We start from the raw sequence: 17,273 nt of genomic DNA on the forward strand, positions 1-17,273 counted from the left end.
AAACGCGCACGACACGCTCAACCTCGATAACGGGTGCTGTAAAAAGAAAAGGGCAGGCTAGCGGGCCGGATAGAATGCCCGGCATTCTGATCCCAACGGTCCGTCGGCGAGCGTTGATCCGCTGCAGCAATCAAGACCGTCCCGGCCCACATACGTGCCGGGGCGGCAGGCGGCGGGGAGAAGGCGGCGCCACCGCGTGCCATGCGAATTTGGGCCGCCGGTCGGAATACGTTCGTAGGCGCAGGCATTTGAGCGCTGCTGGCCCGGTGCGTGCGTCGCATTGAATCTGCTTTCGCCGAGCTGCAGGCATTGTTTGTAAAGAGGTTCGTCCTCGGCGGACTTCCGCTGGGCATCGGCCATGACAGCGCCGCACGCGACATTGTCCGCTTCGTGAATACAGTTCACCCTGTCTTCGAGCCGCTTTGCGTCGTTACGCAGAGAAATGCACTTGCCCCGCAGAAGCTCCGGGATTGACTCCCTGGCGCAATACGCTTCATAGAACGCCGGAGTGAAATCGAACGTGTCTTTTCCGGGGCCGGCCCCACGGTAAGTCACCGTCAGACATTGCTGCCTGCCATCGGTCAGGCAAACCTCGCAGGAAGCGCCGTTCTGACAGGCTGAATAATGATCACCGTCATCCGGCCGGTGAGCATACTGGGTTCCATTCAGGGCATGGTCGAACACGACATGAGCGTCGCAGTTGGCCGGACACGAACGGCCGTCGTCGTACATGGTCATCCTGATGGTGAGCGCCTGTGCATGGCTGGAGAAAAGTGACACGAGAAACATGCTGATGAGCAGCCACCGATGCTTCATGTCTGAACTCCTGTGTCCATGCGCAGGCCAGTACCGGATCGGCGCCGCTTTCTTCACTGGCGTCGGCGCATCCGGCGCTTCACGGAAATTCAGCCAGGGCGCGCGTTTTGAGTCTATGCGGTAACAGACACACAGGAACTGCGCCCGCCGACTCGTCAGGAGGGTTTCGCTATCTGCAACACTCGCGGTAGCTGTGACCATCGCGTGCAACGACTGCGACCTGTGCGACCGCGAACATCAGCAGCTGCGAACTCAACCCCTTGTTGCCCGAACGTCCATGAACAGGGGTGAACTGCTCGTCGCCAGTATTCCGCGCGGCAGTTGCACGAACAGAAACGGTTGCGATCAGACGTGAAGCGGACGGTAACGATCGAACGCTACAGCCCGTACGCACCCGTCAGTTCGAAGGGCGAAATCTGTCTGCTGCCAGTCAGCCTGCGCAACGTCGTCACGGACGATTTAACGACACCTTGAGAATCAGCCATCCAGGATCCCATCAGGAAGCAGGTTGCCGGACGCAGCGGACCGCACCTGCCTTGCGCACGTTATTGGCGGTCCGTTTCCTTGCTCTTCGGCAGCAGATGCCCGTAACGCTCGATAAAGCTCGCCACGGCAGCTTCAAACCGCGCGGTTTCGGCGTCTCCAACGGGAAGACTCAGCACGACGTAGCCACGCCGCGCGATGTAGATGCCATTCTCGAGCAGGTGAAAAAAGAACAGATCCTTGAATACGTTAAGCGACGCATCGATATCGCGCACCGAGCGAACGGGCCTGTCGGTGATCTGGAGATTCATCAGCGAGCCCACCCCGATAAAGCGCAGCGCCACGTTTGCTGCGCTGAAGCGCGCATTGAGCGCATCGCGCAGCGTGTCGCCGCGCGCGGTCAGGGCCAGTGCTGCCTCGGGCGTATAGACCTGTGTCAGCCCGGTGAATCCGGCCGCCATCGTCATGACGTTGTTGTTGAAGGTGCCCGCATGCTGCAACGCGCCGCTTCTGCGCGGATCGAAAAGCTGCATGATGTCGGCGCGGCCGCCGAAAGCGCCAAACGACATGCCTCCGCCGATATATTTGCCGAGCGACGTGAGGTCCGGCACGATCTCGAGCGTCGACTGCAGTCCACCGGGCGCGAGGCGCGAGGTCATGACCTCATCAAACATCAGCAGCGCGCCGTGTGCAGTCGCAAGCTCGCGCAATCCCTTCAGGAAATCCCTGTCGCCCACGATACAGCCCGACGCGCCCTGCATCGGCTCGACAAGAATCGCGGCCACTTCCGACGGGTTGTCATGTAGCAGGCGCGCTACGCTGTTGACGTCGTTGTACCTGGCGTACAGAAACTCGTGGGGCACGTTCACCGCGTTCGGCCCGCGCCCGAAGGTCAGGACGCCGCCGTGATAGCCCCCCACGAACACCACCACCTTGCTGCGCCCCGTGAAAGCTCTCGCCGCTGCGAGCATCATCAGGTTGGCTTCCGTGCCGGAGTTGGTGAAGCGCACCGACTGCAGCGACGTGAACCGTTCACACACCGCCTTCGCGAGACGCGATTCCAGCAGGTTGTGGCCGCTCAGATTCAGGCCGTCGTCGAGTGCGGCATCGATGGCACGGCGGATCTGCGGATCCGAATGACCGTAGATGCCTGCGCTGAATTCGGCAATGAAATCGAGGTACTCGTGACTGTCCGCGTCCCACAGGCGGCATCCTTCGCCCTTCGTCATCGCGAGCGGGAAGGGTTCATAGAACAGCACGGACCGGGTATTGCCGCCGGGCATGACTCCCGTTGCAAGTTCGTACTGGCGCGCGCTCTTCGGATTGCGCGCGGCAAACGCGTGGGCAGCTGCGGCGAGCGCTTCGGCCGGCGTGGTCAGCTCGCGCGGTGCGGCCGGTTGCGCTGCGGATAGGGTCGACGTCGTCATTCGGGTTTCCTGCCTTCTTTATCAGGAGTCGTTTGCGCCAGGTCCGCCCTGATGCAGTGGCCCGGACGCGGGCGGATTAAACAATAATCCATTGTACAGTGTTCAATAGGCGTGGGGCGTCGATCAGATCGATTTTTCGTGGGCCCGGTCCTTCATGACGACGAGCGCCGGAAGCGTGACCAGCGCGCTGCCCGCAAGCAGCCAGCCTGCGTTCGCGCTTGCGCCCGTCGAAGAAATCGCCCAGGTCGTCAGAAACGGCGAGAAGCCGCCAAGGATCGTCGCCAGTGCGCCGCCAAAGGCGACGCCCGTCGAGCGCACGCGCGTCGGGAACATTTCCGCGAGGGCAGCAGGGCCGGCGCCCGAATACATGGTGAAGACCACGTTCATCAACAACTGCGTCCAGAAGAAGGCGATGAAACCGATGCCGGACACGATAAAAGCATAGAGCGGATACGAGAGCAGGGCAAAGAACACGCAACTCGCAAGAAGCACCGGCTTGCGTCCGACGCGGTCCGACAGCGCGCCCATCAGGGGCGCGATGATCATCACGGTGGCGAGCGACGCCGTGCTTGTCCATAGCGCCTGCGTACGCGAGATATGTGCATATCGGTTCGCGAAAGTCGGCATGTAGACGGCGACCATGTACGAGCTCACCGCCCAGAAAATCACGAAGGAGAACGCGTGAAAGAGCGAGCGGGTGAACTGTGCGCGGCTCAGTGTCTGCGCGCGTGCGCTCCCGGCCTCGTACGCAGGCGACTCCTGCACGCGCCGTCGTACGTACATCCCGACGGGACCGAGCAGCGCGCCGAGAAAGAACGGAATGCGCCAGCCCCACGATGCGAGCTCGCCTGCGTCCAGCGAACTGCTCAGGATCGCCGCGGCGAGTGATCCGAGCAGCAGTCCCGCCGCGATGCTCGATTGCTGGAATGCGCCAAAAAATCCGCGACGGTTCGCACCGCCCCATTCGACCAGGAATGCCGCCGCCGTTCCCCACTCTCCGCCCGCGGCGAAACCCTGCACGAGGCGCGCGGCGACGAGCAGGACGGGCGCCGCGACGCCGATGCGCTCATAGGTCGGCAGCAGGCCGATCGTCACCGTGCTGATCGCCATGAGGATCATGGTCAGGGCGAGCGTGATATGGCGTCCCCGCACGTCGGCGACGCGGCCCAGCACCAGGCTGCCCACCGGTCGCGCGACGAAGCCGACGCCGAACACGGCGAACGACGCCAGCAACGACGTGAACTCGTCCGCCGAAGGAAAGAAGTTCTTCGCGATAATGGCTGCGAGAAAGCCATACACCCCGAAGTCGAACCATTCGAGGATATAGCCGACCATGCCTGCGCCGATGGCGCGCCTCTGTTCAGCGCGGATCGTCGAGGGCGAACGCGCGTCGAGGGCGCCTGCGTGAGAAGAGCTGCTGTTCATGTTCGCTTCCGGTTTGTCAGTGGGAGAGGCGCCGGGCGCGCGAGCCTGATACGCCCGGTTGGCGCGCTGCCGGTGTGCAGTTGCGTACAGCGGCGTGAAGTTGCGTACAGTGCCATGCAATGGCGTGAATCAGAACTTGTGTCGGATGCCCACGCGCAGCGCGAGCTGCTTGTCATTTCCAGAGGCCGGCAGCGTCACGAGCACAGCCCGGGCGCCGCCGTTCGCCTTCTGGTAGTTCGCGCTCACGTAGACATCGGTTCGTTTCGAGAGCAGATAGTCGAGCACCGCATTGAACTCGTTCCAGTTGTACGGTGACATTCTTGAGTAGCCGTAGCCGCCCGCAACGATGAGGTCCGGACGCAGATAGCTATGCACGACCGCGTTGATGCTTTGCATGGTGGAAGCATTCGCACCCGTTTCATAGCGGGTGTTGGTGTACAGCGCGGACACGCCGACGACCCTGAAATCGTACGAAGCGCCGATGCCGGCCGTGCGATACCGGTCCACGACGACTGCCGTCGACGAGAACGCGACGTCCACGCCAAGAAAACTGCCCACGCCAAAACTGCTGCCGGGCGTCACCGTGTAGTGGTGGATGCTGGTGGTCGCCGCGCCGATGCTCAACGGGCCGTGCTCGTAGCTCGCGCTCAGGCTGTAGGCGACGCCGTAGCTGTTGGCCGGCGCACTCTGCGAGTTGAAGCTGTACTGCGCCGAAAAGCGCAGGCCGCGGATGGTCGGGCTCGTGTAGGTCACGACGTTGTTGAGCCAGTTGCCGGAGATCCGGTCGTGATCGCCGGCGTCGAACGCGTAGATGCCCGACCAGTAGCCGGAGTGGTAGCGGATCAGTGTCATCGTCATCTGGTCGTACGTGCGGCCGAGCGTCACTGCGCCGTAGCGATCGCTCTGCAAGCCGACATACGCCTGCCTCCCGAACTCGAGCCCGCCCTGGCGCGAGGCGCCCGTGTTCGGATTGAAGCCACCCTCGAGATTGAAAACTGCCTTCAGGCCGCCGCCCAGATCCTCCACGCCCCTGAAACCGAAGCGGTCGCCCTGGCTGATGCTGTCGTCCATCCGGTATGCGTGGTGGCCGCCCTGATTCGACACGTACGTCAGGCCGTCATCGATCACGCCGTAGAGGACGACCGACGATTGCGCGTGCGCCGCCGCGCTCGCGGCCAATAGTCCCGTCAGGCCTGCCAGCATTTTCCATTTCATGGTTATCTCCGGTACCCGTCGTGAGGAATGCCGGCTGAGCTCGCGTCAGCGCGGCCTGTTTAATGAACATCGTTATATTGGACAGTGAACAATAACGGGTTATATGGCGATCAAAATAGAAGTGCAAGCAGGAATTGAATGGAGCTCGCTGCCGCGCGTCGCGGCAACGCGACAGTTGTGCGGTATACAATGGGATTCTTGTGCGACCCTTTTTTCGCCCGCAGGCACGGGGCGCTTTACCGCGGATGGCCCACACGTGAAGAAAGCAACGACTGGAATGGAAGTGGCCACAAGGCCGGCAAAGACGGGGACGAAAGCAGAGGCGAGAGCAGGGACGAAAGCGGAGGTGAAGGTAGCGACGAAAGCGGGGACGAAGGCAGGGTCGAAAGCAGGAACGAAAGCGGGCGCGAAAACGGGCACGAAAACGGCCGCCCGGCCGGTCGCCGCCGTCCCGGCGAAGCAGGCGCGCGTGGCGGCGAAGAAAAAGGCCGCGCCATCTGACAGGGCGCTGACCCGCGAGCGGATAGTCGCGGTCGCCATCGAGCAGATCGACCAGAACGGACTGACGGCGTTCAGCCTGCGCGAGGTCGCGCGCCAGCTCGATGTGTACCCGGCGGCCGTCTACTGGCACGTACCGAACCGTGATGCGCTGCTCGCAGCCGTGGTTGAGGCGACCATGTCGGGGGTGACGCCCGAGATCGGCAAGCTGGAATGGCAGGACTGGTTCCGCGAGCTGTTTCGCCGCTATCGCAAGTCGGTGCAGAAGCATCCAAACGTCGCGCAACTCGTGGGCGCCCAGCTCGTCTCGAATGCGAGCCTGAGCCCGCTGCTCATCGACCGCATTCTCGCCGTCCTGCTCGATGCCGGCTGCGGCGAGGAGCGGCTCGTCGACATGTACAACGTCGCGGTCGCCAGCATGGTCGGCTTCGCGACGCTCGAACTCGCGCCACTGCCGACCGACGATCTCGACAACTGGGCCAGCCAGTTGCAGGACAAGGTCCATGAAATCCGCGCACTGGAGTATCCGACGCTGGCGCGTCACCTGCCGGCACTGGCCAATCGCGCGTTCATCGTACGCTGGCAAAGCGGCAGTGAGGTGCCGCTCGATTCGAGCTTCGAGGCATTCGTCGAGGTCACGATCGCCGGCATGGAACGCGTGCTCGCAAAGTGACGGGCAGGTTCAGACAAAGGCCAGCAGGCGGCGGGGATTGTGGATGAGCAGCGTATCGATCTCGTCCTGCGTGAATCCGCGCCGTAGCATGCGCGGGACGATATTGGCGAAGATGTGCTGGTAGCCATGACCGCCATAGCGGCCCAGACGCGTGCGCGTGCAGATGTCGTGACTGATCAGCACGCGCTCGGCATGCCCGCGATCGAACAGCGTGCGCGCCATGCGCAGACGCGCGCCGTCGTTGGGCATGTCGATGTCCGACATCGGATAGGCGCTCTGCTCCCAGCCGAACAGATCGAACTCGATCACGCAGCCTGAATCGGCGAGCCGCAACAGGCGCGCATCGTCAAAAATCGTCCGGTCGATGTGGCTGATAATGACGCGCTCGACGGGAAAGCCCAGGCGCCTGATCGTGTCGACGACCTCCTGCGGCTGATCGGGATGCCGTCCCGGATGAATGTTGAGGGCCGCGCCCGTCGCCTGCTGGGCGATCAATGCCCCGTGAACGACACGCTTTTCCAGTTCGGTCCACGGCGACTGGCAGCCGATCTCGCCGATCATCCCGGCGCGCACCTGCGTGCCCCATGCGCCTTCCGTGATCTGCCCGATCATCTCCTGCGCGAAGTCGTCGATGGACCGGGACGCATTGGCGGGATCCTGATATTCATGCACGTAGTGCCCGCATCCCATCACGACAGGCACGCCCGCCTCGCGTGAAATCTGCGCCAGTCCGGCGGGGTCGGGCTTAAGCCCTCCCACCGTGAGATCGACGATCGCGGCACCGCCGGCCTCGCGCATCCCGATCAACTCCTCGACCGCGACCTCCTTCTGGTCGAGCCGGTAGTTCTTCAGCGACGGCATTTGGCCGTACGCGATCTTCCAGCAGTTGCACAGGTCGATTTCCGTTTCGTCATGGTCGGCGTCTTCATCCAGCCGTGGCGGCACGAGATCGATCAGCAGATGCTCATGCATCAACGTCGGCCCCAGACCGGCCGGGTCGATGAGACCGAGTACCGTCTGGATGCGGCCTTTCCGTGGTTGGGAACCGTTCATGTTTTCTAGCGTCCGTATGGGGTTTCAGGTCAGCAAGGGGCGACAGGCCAGCTTCAGGCCAGCAGGGGGCTGATGGTGAAGCCTACCCCTGCGATGGCGGGCGTCACGCGCGTCGCCACGTCGTCGACGGCCGGGATGCGAGGTTCACGTTATTCCTGGGTTGATGCAGGGAACCGGCAAGAATAGATTTCATTGTACGTTGAACAACTATAAATTGTCCGGAGTACAAAAATACCCGATGTCGAACGCAGATTCAACAGGAGACGGCAGACATGAGCAGACCCAGAGTGATCGTGACCATCGCGCCCACGGGCGGGATGGCGAGCAGGAAGCAGAACCCCAGCCTGCCGACGCAGCCCGAAGACATCGCGCGTGACGTGTACGACTGTTTCAATGCGGGTGCGAGCGTCGTCGCCGTCCACGCGAGGCGTCCGGATGACGGCGCAACGTGCGACCCGTCGATTTACCGCGACATCAACACGCGAATCCGCGACAGGTGCGACATCGTCATCAACAACTCGACGGGTGGGGGCGTGCACGGCGACATGATTGCGCAGGCACCCAACGGGTACTGGGAAATCCTCTGGGAAGAACGTCTGAAGGGGCTCGACGCCGGTGCGGAAATGTGCACGCTCGACGCGACGACGATCATCGCGAGCTTCGACGACCGGGAACTGCTGATGCATACCTCGCCGCAACGATCGAAGCATCTCGCGGCGGAAATGAAAGCGCGCGGCATCAAGCCCGAGTGGGAGGTGTTCAGCCCCACCCACATCGTCCAGGACGTGGCGTCCCTGACCGCGGCGGGGTTCGACGAGGAGCCGTTCTTCATCAACCTCGTACTCGGCGCGCACCGGGGATTCCAGAACGCCATGCCGTATTCGCCGCGCATCCTTCAGTCGATGGTGGACCTGCTACCGCGGGGGAGCATCTTTTGCGTGAGCGGCATTGGCGCTGCGCAATTGCCGTCGGCGATGAATTCGCTGCTGCTGGGCGGACATGTGCGCGTCGGGCTCGAAGACAACCTGTACTACGGACCGGGAGAACTCGCGACGAACGTACAGTTGACCGAGCGGGTTGTCCGGATGGTACGGGAGATGGGGTATGAGCCCGCCAGTCCGGCCGAGGCTAGGGCCATGATGGGCCTGCCTCGACGTACGGGCGCGAAACCGGCGTTCGCCGCAGGCTGATACGTCCGCCACCGGCGCACGCGAGCAGGTATGATCGGGCGGTCGCCACACATCCTGTTCCCATGTCGCGCAACTCTTTCTCCCCGCTCCTGATCTCCGCACAATCGCAAACCATACCGCTGCGGCCCGTCGTAGCAGGCGGGCGCGAAGGTGATTACAGTGAGGCTGACCTGCAGCGCCTCATCCACGCGCATCCGTCCTGTCTGCCGATCGCTGAAATCGATGCGGTGTTCTCCGAACCGATTGCCATCTGCACCGAGCTTGAAACACATGCCGGTCGAATCGACAATTTCATGGTGACCGCGTCTGGCTTGCCCGTCCTCGTCGAGTGCAAGCTGTGGCGCAACCCCGAAGCGCGTCGCGAAGTCGTCGGTCAGATTCTTGACTACGCGAAGGAGCTAACGCGCTGGTCGTCATCGGACCTGCAGCGCGAGGTCAGGGACCGGCTCAATCGGGGCGGTGATCCGATTCTCGAGATGGTCAGGGCCGTGTCACCCGACACGGATGAAATCCAGTTCAACGATGCACTCACTGCGAATCTGCGGCGCGGGCGCTTTCTGCTGCTGATCGTCGGCGACGGTATCCGTGAGGGAGTCGAGGCGATCAGCGAGTATCTCCAGGCGCACGCGGGGCTTCACTTCACGCTCGGACTCGTCGAGATGCGCCTGTTCGCGACACCGGATGGTGGGCGCCTGGTCATTCCGCGGGTTCTCGTTCGCACAAGGGTCCTCACGCACACCGTTGTCGCGGTCCCGGACGGCCATATGCTCGTCGCAGGCGACGCAGACGATGCAGACGCAGGCCCGGCGAGCCTCGACCCGGCGCGCGCCGAAGTCATGAGCGAACAGCAGCAGTTCTGGAGCGGCTTCCTGCAAAGGCTCAGGCTTGACGATCCCGAGCAGGGCATACCCAAACCCGCCCGCCAGGGTTATCTGAACTTCATGCTGCACAACAACGCCTGGCTGAACGTGTACCGGAATCAACGCCGCAATGAAATCGGCGTTGAGCTGTCGTCAAACCGGAACACGGCTGGTGAGTACGCGATGCGCGCCATCGTGGATGACTGGCCAGACATCAGTCGCGAGATTGGTGGAACGGCCGCCGTGTTCACCCGGGCAGATGGCCGGCCGACTGTCCACGACTGCCGCATCTTCCCGAACGCCGACGCTCCCGGAGCGCGGGACCAGATGTACGACTGGCTGGCTGAGCGAACCAATGCGTTCGTCAATGCGTTGCGACCACGCGTGCGCTCTGCGGCCGCCGATTTCCAGCGCAATGAAGCCTGAGACGGGAACAGCGAGTTCAGACGGCAGCGGGCGCAGCCAGTAGCGCCTCGTGCTCAAGTCCCGCACCGTACGTCTGCATCAGCCCGACGATGCGCCTGACGTACGGATCGTTGGACCTGCACAGTCGCGGCATCAGGGCGGCATTGTCCTGCAGCAATCCGGGCTTCGAGTACTGGCGAAAGAGGGCGTCGACGACGGGCGGCGCATGGGGAACGAGTTTTTCCGCAAGCCGCTCCCTGACGCGCAGATACTCGCACAGTCCCACGGGATCGTAGTCCGCGCAATGCCGCACGGCGGTAATGGCCGGACACCGGCCGAGCCACGCGAGCATGCGCTCGGAAATCCGGCCGGAATACAGGACAACGGCCGCAACCTTTTCCGCAACCCAGTCGTACCGCATGAAGAGCTCGGGGCCTTCAACGAGCGCTATGGAACCGGCGAGTTGCGGCTCGTATTCGCCTCCCAGTACCACGGAAATACATCCTCGCTGTTGCGTCTGCCTTGCCGCGTCCGCATCGTGCCCGTCGCACGTGAAGGCCGCATCATCAAACACCCGCACATGTGCGAGTTCGAAGTCGAGTCCCCCCATCGCCTTGGTGTCGCGAAAGTGCGTCAGCGCGCCCGTCCGTGTTCCCGTCAGGACGGCGTCCTCGACCAGCAGGCCGTTCGGATAGAGGTTGGTGGCGAATGACCGGAGGATGGCCTGATTGACGCATACGACAGTCTTGCCTGCGCCACTTCGCTGGATCTGGAGCGCGCCAGCGTCAAAAGCCGCCTGCAGCCGTTTGTGTGTCAACGCGGACAGCGCGCTCAGTGGCGCACTCTCGCCCTCGAGCAGACGGTGGAGCAGTTTCGCAAGGGGATCAAGCGGCTTCAAGTTCGTCATCGGGATCCTGGCGTCGGATACGGTGCTTCGGTTCAAGCACGGCGCGCCCCTCTTTTGCCCAGTGCACAAAGTATAGGGTGTCGGCGACCGCGACGGGCGTGGTGCTCGCCAGGACGGGTACGAATCCCAGACCCGTGGCCGTCTTCACCAGTCCCTTCAGGTTGTCCTCGTCGATCTGGTTGGCCTCATCCAGGTAAAACGGAATGGCGAAAGTGCGGTCCTTTTTCATCATGTCGCGCATCAGCATCATGTTGACGAGCGCCTTGATCATCATCGTGGTCCCGTTGGACTCGATGGCGTCCAGCTTCGAAAAGGTCTTGGTGCGGCCATTGGCATATTCGACCACGAATTCGATACCAAACAGATCGAGCAGTTCGACCTTGCCGGTTGCGCCGCGAATCAGGTTGCTGACGTCATCGATGGCCTGGCCCGTCTCGGCGCTATCGCCAAAAATCCCGCCCGCGTTGAACAGCGCCTGGTAGGTTCTGATGCGCTCGCGGTTTTCGACGATCTGCATGGAGATCGATTTGAGGTTGGACACGGTCACGCTGCCCAGCCGACGGCTGAAATCTGACACCCGGTCCGACAGCCGGATGACGTCGCTGAGCATCTCCCGGATAGAGGACTTGATTTCCGTCACCAGTCCACTCCACAAGGCGTCGTAAGACGCCTTCTTGTCCGCCAGGCTGTCGATTGCGTCGATCGCCGACGCGGCCTTTTCTTCGGGGCTGGCGCCCGACAGTCCGTCCTGCATCCGGCTTTCGACCAGTGCGATCTGCGTTTCGATGGTTCGCGTCGCCTCGCGCTCCGCGGCATCCGCGCTTCGGTAACGCTGCAAAAGATCCGGGAACGACATACCGGAGTAATCGGGTGGAACGTTCGCTTCGGGCCACGTGTCATCCGGCGCAGCAACGTGTTCACGCTCGATCCGGGTGATATCCGCGTTGATCGCGTTCCTGCGGTTCACTGCCTCCACCTTTTCGCCCGACAGGGCGTCGATCAGCCCGGCGATCTCCTCCTGGCGGCTCTCCATCGCGTCACGTCGTGCAGTCAGTTCCTCTACCGTTGCGCGCTGCGACGGCAGCGCGTTAAGCCGCTCAAGCAGCGTGAGATATTCATCGATCTGCTGCTGGCGTGCAAAGATTTCCTTCTTCCTGGCGTCGATTTCGTTCTTGAGGGTTTCACGGGCCAACGCATCCTCGAGATGCTGCCTGCGGGCCACAAGCTTCTGTTCGAGGGCCGCGATCTCTTCCGTCAGCCGCGTGAGGTCGGGGATGAGTGACGTTGGACCGGGAACAATGCGGACGGGAAACGAAATGCCGTGGCCTGAAAAACGCTGGTCCTGCGGACTGACAAGACTGTCGATGTGGTCCAGCGCCCTGACCAACGCCGACTGATCGTCAATCCTGATAGCCTCGTCAGACACCTCACGTTCCAGCAGTTTCGGATTCAGGACGCGGAAGACGTCCCGCAGCTGGTGCTCGCCGAGCTCCCTGACGAGGTATGAGCCGAGAAGCCTGTGGTGACCGTCGCGGATGCGGACCTTCTCCGCATGCTGCTGCTCCAGGTCTGCGATATCGCGTCTGATCACGGCGACCGGGTCGCCCGACTGGTGGTATTTCCCTTGCAGAACTTCGAGTTCCTCGACGAGGTTGTTGAGCGAAGACTGCTGCAGGTCCTGTTCGAAGTACGCATACTTCTCCTGAAGCTTCAACGTTGCGTCAACAGCCCGTTGCGCATCCGTGAGCGGCATCATCAGGCCCGTCTGTTGCCCGCGCAGGGCACGCGCTTCGGCCGTGAGCACGCCGTGACTTGCGTCGGCATCGCCGATGCGCTTCGAGAGGGCATTGCTGCTGGAGCGCAGGTTTGCCAGTGCTTCGTCGCGCAGCTGACATAAGGCGCGATACATTGGCCTGAGTACGACGCGCGAGTGTGTCTGGTTCTGGATGGCGATCCGCAGTTGCGACACCAGCGGTGCGATGCCATCAAGCCGGTCGATCGCCCGCTTTTCCAGTTCCAGTTTTGCAAAGCTGGCTTCGTGGTCTTTCTGCAGGTCGATGGTCGGCTTCGTGAATTCGCGCCGGTATATCTCGACGAGGGTCTGTTTGATGGTCTCCTGTTCCATCTTGTTGAGTTCGAGCAGGTTGCGAAACAGTCGCGTGAACCGTTCGTTGGACGTGCCATCTCGCAGCGGGACGATGCCGAGGTTCAGGCGCCGGTCGTCCCACGCGCCGACCAGGCACGCACGCATGTCTTTCGGCTCAAGCAGCCTGAAATGCTGACGATGGGCCATGATGTCGGCCTTGATGCTGTCGAACTCACGCACGACGTTTGCGTCGTCGACAAACATCGAGCGATCGTAGCGCCCCGGAAATGCAAACCGGTCATAGCGGTAGGAGCCGATCGGACCGAGCCCACGCAGTCCGATGGTCACGTAACTGTGCGTCTCGGCCGACAGACACTCGAACAGGATGTAGCTGGTCGGATGCCTGAAGTAGTATCGCCTCGTGTCTTCGTGCGTGTAGGCGCCAAAGTGCATGGCGTTCTGGTCCGGGACGAACAGGAACTGCACGGCCGCGATAATCGACGTCTTGCCGACGTTGTTGCGACCGACCAGGTGAATGGGACCCTGCAGATCGACCTCGGCGTAGTCGTAGTTGCCCGAGCGGATGAAGATCATCCGCTTGCATCCCGGAATATTGATCAAGCCTGTTCTCCTTCGTTCGCGGGGCTTGCGCCATCCGCCCGGGTAGTCCGTTTCGCCAGGTCCAGGCACACCTTGAGAATCCGGCGCGTGGGCGACAGGAACTGGATCCGGTCAGCGTTCTGGCGCACAAACCCTGCGCGCTCCATGTTGCTGATGATCCGGTTCAGGTTCACCTCGTCGTCGCCACCAATCTGGCGAAGATACCCCCGGTAGCGCTCGGACTTCAGATGCGGCAGATCCCGGATGGGACGGGCGACGCCGAAGAGGCCGTCTTCAACGCCATGATCGTTGTCGCTGAGCCAGTCAATCATGATGTAGGTGAAGAGAGCATATTGCTCGACACCCTTCGCGAGGCCCTTTTTCGAACCGTTGAAATAGTAAAAGCCGTGAGGGTCGGCGATGAACTCAAAGCCGAGCGCAGCAAAGATTTCGCGATACCGGCCGGTATGGGCCGACAGAGACGTGAAGACTTCGCCGTCAACGCTGCTGATATGCCGACCTCGCGCGAGCTGGGCGAACGCGTCCTCAAGCTTGTCAGGCAGATCCATCTTCGATCCTTATCGGGTAGTAGCTGTAGCGCACGCCGCAAAACAGGGCATGGGTTTCTTCGTCCGACCAGGCCGCCGCCAGACTGCTGTCGCTGGCGATTTCCTGGTAGGCGCATAGCAGTTCGGTTTCGGACTGGCCGCAATACGATGCGAAGAGCCAGGCGAGCACATCGGGGACGGGGGCGTCCTGACGCAGCCGGTCGATGACTTCATGCATGTAAAGCGGATCGGGCGCTCTCGCGACACCCGACGTGTCCAGCGTCACCAGCGGCGGGATGACATCCTCGGTGTATTCCTGGACCTGCCACAGATGGTCTTCGAGCGCATAGTCGGTGAACAGCGACTCCTCCGTCCAGTACGCAACGGGCATCTCTGCGACCATATTCCAGCCGCCCGAGCCCCTGCGTCCGAATGCCTCGAGGACTATCGCGGCGGAGGCCGCCAGCTCATGATCCCGGCGAAGCTTGCTGTAGAGGGGAAACACCTCGTTATACGATTCGTGAAAATTCCTGCGCGCATCCCGCTTAAGTTGCAGCACGTGCGCACGAAGCCGGCGTAGCGGGTTCGATGTGGTCACGCTCGCGTCGATCAGGTGGGCGGCCTCGCGACTGATCGCGAGCACGCGGTCGAGCAATGAATCGAGCAGGCCGTCAGAATCGACCAGATGCTGCATATGTACGAGGTGTCGTTCGTAGATGTCCCTGATATAAACATAGCGTTCGCGCAACGTTCTCCGGTCGTCGCGTGTCTTCACCGCTGCGACGGCGGCGAGGACGGCCGAGTGGTGGTCGCCGCACAGCTTGTGCGCCCGCTGCACATAGTCAATCAGCCGGAGCGCGACGCCCTCAAGCAACACCGTATCCTGGGCCCGGACGAGGCGTGCGAGGGCGTCGGCCTCCTGTCCGAGGTCGCCAAGCAGACCCTGCAACTCGCCCGGGGCGAGAAGCCGCTGGCGCCTGGCGAGATGGAGAACGAAGTCGGCAACCGCGGGCGGGATTTCCCATTCACCGTCCGCTTCGGGCGATGGCTCGAGCAGGCCATTGGCGGAGAGGAGTTCCGCGACCGCGTGCGCTGACGGCGCGCGCCCGGGCATGACGCTCCAGAGCGTGTCATGCAGCAGGCCCAGTGAAACGCCGTGGCCGCGATGGGCGAGGGCCTCCAGGGCGCTGAAATACTCTGCCGCGAGTTGAAGCGTTCTTTTAGGATTTGTCGCTGGCATCGGGATGCTGTTGCAGGTACAACGGCTTAGTGGTCCGAAAGGCGTGCAGTGCCAACTATAGACGAATGTCCATCACGTCGGCCAGGATTTTTGCGGTGGGCCACGCGCATTCCAGGCACGCGCATTCCGGGCACGCGCCACTACCCGGGCGCATCCGGCCATGCGGGGGACGCGGGGACGATGCGCTGGTCTGCGGGTTTCGCCTCGCTTGACGCGGGGCAGGGTTTTCGGCACGACAGGCGGGCTAAAACACGTCGGCCTGTCCATCAGTGTCGGGGAGGTGTCTGCCGCGATCCCCGCACAGGCAGGCCGTCGGTGAGCGGCCAATCAATCGCCCCGACGGCGCCGGTCGCAGCAGAGGGCGACCGTTAGGGCCGGCTGCCAGGGGTGGCCGGCTGGGGCGGTCATTAGCGCGGCTGGCCGCGCTCGCGCTGGCGGCGCAAATGCTCCTTCCAGGCTGCGGTGCGGTCGCGAATGAAATCACTGACCTCCGCCGCAGAAGTGAGCGTCGGTGTGGCCTGCTCGTAGTGCCCCTTTTCGCTTCTGATCGGCAGGGCAGCAACGCGGGCCGCGTGGATTTTGTCGAGCTTCGATGGAGTCGCCGAATTCGGATGGTGGACGGTTGATACTGGCACCTGGACGCCATCGAGCGGATCGTCGGTGCGCGCATTGGCCAGCGTGAGGACATCGGCGAGCGACGCTGCGGCCTTGTCGCGGTCAGTGAGTGGTTGGGTGCCCCAGCGCTCGTGAACTGTCTTCAGGATCGACGTGTGATCGATTCGTCCCGCTTTCGCACGAAAGACCGTGTTCTGCCTGATCAGGGGCGAGACGAGTACGGCGGGCACACGCACGCCAAAGCGCGTGAAGTCGAATCCCTGTTCCCCGACCGAGCCGTCGTTGGGTGGGGCTGCATCCGTCGGCGGCGCGACGTGGTCATAGTTTCCGCCATGCTCGTCGTAGGTGATGACAAGCAGCGTGGACGCCCAGTTCTTGCCGTTGCGCACGGCATAGTAGACATCGTGAATCAGCTGCTCGCCCGCAGCCACATCGTAGTTCGGATGCTGGCTGTTGCCGGCCGCGTCCCAGCTCGGTTCAAGGAAGGTGAAGGGCGGCAGGTTACCGTCGGCGGCGCGCTGCTGGAAATCCCGGAAATGCCCGAAATGCGATTCATCGGCGTGCTGGGTGTCCGGGAAATCGTGACGCGTGAGCGGATCACGGTTGTATCCGTATATCGCCCAGTCGAGCGTCGCGTCCGAGAGTCTTCCGAAAATGCTCGGGCAGGTGAAGATCTTGACGTGATCATCAAGATGGCCCTGCGACGTGCCCGCGAGCGCGAAGGCGCGGTTGGGCATGGTCATCGTGGGAACAGACGCGAACCACGCATCGCATACGGCATAGCCCCGCGCGAGCCCTGAAAGAACGGGAAGCAGTTCGGGCGTGTACATGCCCATGATCTGCGAAGCCACGGTGCCGGGGAGGGTGTCCTTGTAGTGCTTCGCGAGATCGGACGCAATCGCCGACTTGAAGTTGAGCACGAAACCCCGGTTGGTGGGTGCGGCGCCAGGCGCGGGGTCGTCGTTCGAATAGAGCTGGTAGGTCGTATTCAGGAAACCCTCGCCCGGATCCGCGCCAGGCATCAGATAGACGTGGGTGTCACCCTCCTTGATCTGGTACACGCTGATCTCACGCCCGTGGTCATCCGGATTCGACTCTTCTCCCGTAAGGCCATCGAAGTGTTCAACCGATGCGGGTCGATCCGTGCTGTAAAGAAAACCGAGCATCTGGTCGAACGACCGGTTTTCCAGCATGAGCACGACGATATGCTCGATTTTCTTGAGTATTGGTCA

At 62.5% G+C, this 17,273-nt stretch carries 13 protein-coding genes; 3 read left to right on the forward strand and 10 right to left on the reverse strand.

Annotated elements, in window-relative coordinates; translation table 11 throughout:
* Nucleotides 1–57: 57 nt before the first annotated feature.
* The 4 genes from QEN71_RS35335 to QEN71_RS35350 all read right to left on the reverse strand — a co-directional run bounded on the left by QEN71_RS35335 (nt 58) and on the right by QEN71_RS35350 (nt 5,366).
* Nucleotides 58–816, reverse strand: a complete 759-nt coding sequence (locus QEN71_RS35335) for a hypothetical protein (protein WP_201651871.1) — start codon at nt 814–816, stop codon at nt 58–60.
* A gap of 545 nt (nt 817–1,361) precedes the next feature.
* Nucleotides 1,362–2,726 carry an aspartate aminotransferase family protein gene (locus QEN71_RS35340; protein ID WP_201651869.1) on the reverse strand — a complete coding sequence of 455 codons (1,365 nt, stop codon included), beginning with the start codon at nt 2,724–2,726 and terminating at the stop codon, nt 1,362–1,364.
* 123 nt (nt 2,727–2,849) lie between these two features.
* The gene (locus QEN71_RS35345; protein WP_201651867.1) at nt 2,850–4,151 is read right to left on the reverse strand and encodes an MFS transporter; all 1,302 of its coding nucleotides are present in this window, start codon (nt 4,149–4,151) and stop codon (nt 2,850–2,852) included.
* A 129-nt stretch (nt 4,152–4,280) separates the two neighbouring features.
* The gene (locus tag QEN71_RS35350; protein WP_201651865.1) at nt 4,281–5,366 is read right to left on the reverse strand and encodes a porin; all 1,086 of its coding nucleotides are present in this window, start codon (nt 5,364–5,366) and stop codon (nt 4,281–4,283) included.
* Between the two features lie 346 nt (nt 5,367–5,712).
* Here QEN71_RS35350 and QEN71_RS35355 point away from each other — a divergent pair, with 346 nt between their 5' ends.
* Nucleotides 5,713–6,537, forward strand: a complete 825-nt coding sequence (locus tag QEN71_RS35355) for a TetR/AcrR family transcriptional regulator (protein WP_233471915.1) — start codon at nt 5,713–5,715, stop codon at nt 6,535–6,537.
* A gap of 9 nt (nt 6,538–6,546) precedes the next feature.
* Here QEN71_RS35355 and QEN71_RS35360 read toward each other — a convergent pair whose 3' ends face one another.
* Nucleotides 6,547–7,590 (reverse strand): phosphotriesterase family protein, encoded by a 1,044-nt coding sequence (locus tag QEN71_RS35360; protein ID WP_201651861.1) that lies wholly within the window; start codon nt 7,588–7,590, stop codon nt 6,547–6,549.
* Nucleotides 7,591–7,862: 272 nt separating this feature from the next.
* Here QEN71_RS35360 and QEN71_RS35365 point away from each other — a divergent pair, with 272 nt between their 5' ends.
* Nucleotides 7,863–8,780, forward strand: a complete 918-nt coding sequence (locus QEN71_RS35365; protein ID WP_201651859.1) for a BKACE family enzyme — start codon at nt 7,863–7,865, stop codon at nt 8,778–8,780.
* A 62-nt stretch (nt 8,781–8,842) separates the two neighbouring features.
* A complete protein-coding gene (locus tag QEN71_RS35370; RefSeq protein WP_201651857.1) occupies nt 8,843–10,066 on the forward strand; it encodes a DUF4268 domain-containing protein in 1,224 nt (407 codons plus the stop codon).
* Nucleotides 10,067–10,082: 16 nt separating this feature from the next.
* On the opposite strand, the gene QEN71_RS35375 is transcribed toward QEN71_RS35370, so the two are convergent.
* From QEN71_RS35375 to QEN71_RS35395, 5 genes are all read right to left on the reverse strand, one after another.
* Complete coding sequence (locus tag QEN71_RS35375) at nt 10,083–10,952, reverse strand: hypothetical protein (protein ID WP_233471907.1); 870 nt, start codon at nt 10,950–10,952, stop codon at nt 10,083–10,085.
* Nucleotides 10,930–13,659 (reverse strand): chromosome partitioning protein ParA, encoded by a 2,730-nt coding sequence (locus QEN71_RS35380; protein WP_233471905.1) that lies wholly within the window; start codon nt 13,657–13,659, stop codon nt 10,930–10,932. The genes QEN71_RS35375 and QEN71_RS35380 overlap by 23 nt, the downstream gene beginning before the upstream one ends.
* Nucleotides 13,656–14,207, reverse strand: a complete 552-nt coding sequence (locus QEN71_RS35385; protein WP_201651855.1) for a condensin complex protein MksE — start codon at nt 14,205–14,207, stop codon at nt 13,656–13,658. Before QEN71_RS35385 ends, QEN71_RS35380 begins: the two co-directional genes overlap by 4 nt.
* Nucleotides 14,194–15,426: a hypothetical protein gene (locus tag QEN71_RS35390; protein WP_201651853.1), complete on the reverse strand. Its 1,233-nt coding sequence runs from the start codon at nt 15,424–15,426 to the stop codon at nt 14,194–14,196. The genes QEN71_RS35385 and QEN71_RS35390 overlap by 14 nt, the downstream gene beginning before the upstream one ends.
* A 407-nt stretch (nt 15,427–15,833) precedes the next feature.
* A complete protein-coding gene (locus QEN71_RS35395; protein ID WP_201652028.1) occupies nt 15,834–17,234 on the reverse strand; it encodes an alkaline phosphatase family protein in 1,401 nt (466 codons plus the stop codon).
* Nucleotides 17,235–17,273: the final 39 nt, after the last annotated feature.

It is taken from the genome of Paraburkholderia sabiae (assembly GCF_030412785.1).
GTDB lineage: Bacteria > Pseudomonadota > Gammaproteobacteria > Burkholderiales > Burkholderiaceae > Paraburkholderia > Paraburkholderia sabiae.

Coding starts and splice junctions, on each gene's coding strand:
- QEN71_RS35335 (WP_201651871.1), bottom strand. CDS start 816: ATGAAGCATCGGTGGCTGCTCATCAGCATGTTTCTCGTGTCACTTTTC.
- QEN71_RS35340 (WP_201651869.1), bottom strand. CDS start 2,726: ATGACGACGTCGACCCTATCCGCAGCGCAACCGGCCGCACCGCGCGAG.
- QEN71_RS35345 (WP_201651867.1), bottom strand. CDS start 4,151: ATGAACAGCAGCTCTTCTCACGCAGGCGCCCTCGACGCGCGTTCGCCC.
- QEN71_RS35350 (WP_201651865.1), bottom strand. CDS start 5,366: ATGAAATGGAAAATGCTGGCAGGCCTGACGGGACTATTGGCCGCGAGC.
- QEN71_RS35360 (WP_201651861.1), bottom strand. CDS start 7,590: ATGAACGGTTCCCAACCACGGAAAGGCCGCATCCAGACGGTACTCGGT.
- QEN71_RS35365 (WP_201651859.1), top strand. CDS start 7,863: ATGAGCAGACCCAGAGTGATCGTGACCATCGCGCCCACGGGCGGGATG.
- QEN71_RS35370 (WP_201651857.1), top strand. CDS start 8,843: ATGTCGCGCAACTCTTTCTCCCCGCTCCTGATCTCCGCACAATCGCAA.
- QEN71_RS35375 (WP_233471907.1), bottom strand. CDS start 10,952: ATGACGAACTTGAAGCCGCTTGATCCCCTTGCGAAACTGCTCCACCGT.
- QEN71_RS35385 (WP_201651855.1), bottom strand. CDS start 14,207: ATGGATCTGCCTGACAAGCTTGAGGACGCGTTCGCCCAGCTCGCGCGA.
- QEN71_RS35390 (WP_201651853.1), bottom strand. CDS start 15,426: ATGCCAGCGACAAATCCTAAAAGAACGCTTCAACTCGCGGCAGAGTAT.
- QEN71_RS35395 (WP_201652028.1), bottom strand. CDS start 17,234: ATGCTGGAAAACCGGTCGTTCGACCAGATGCTCGGTTTTCTTTACAGC.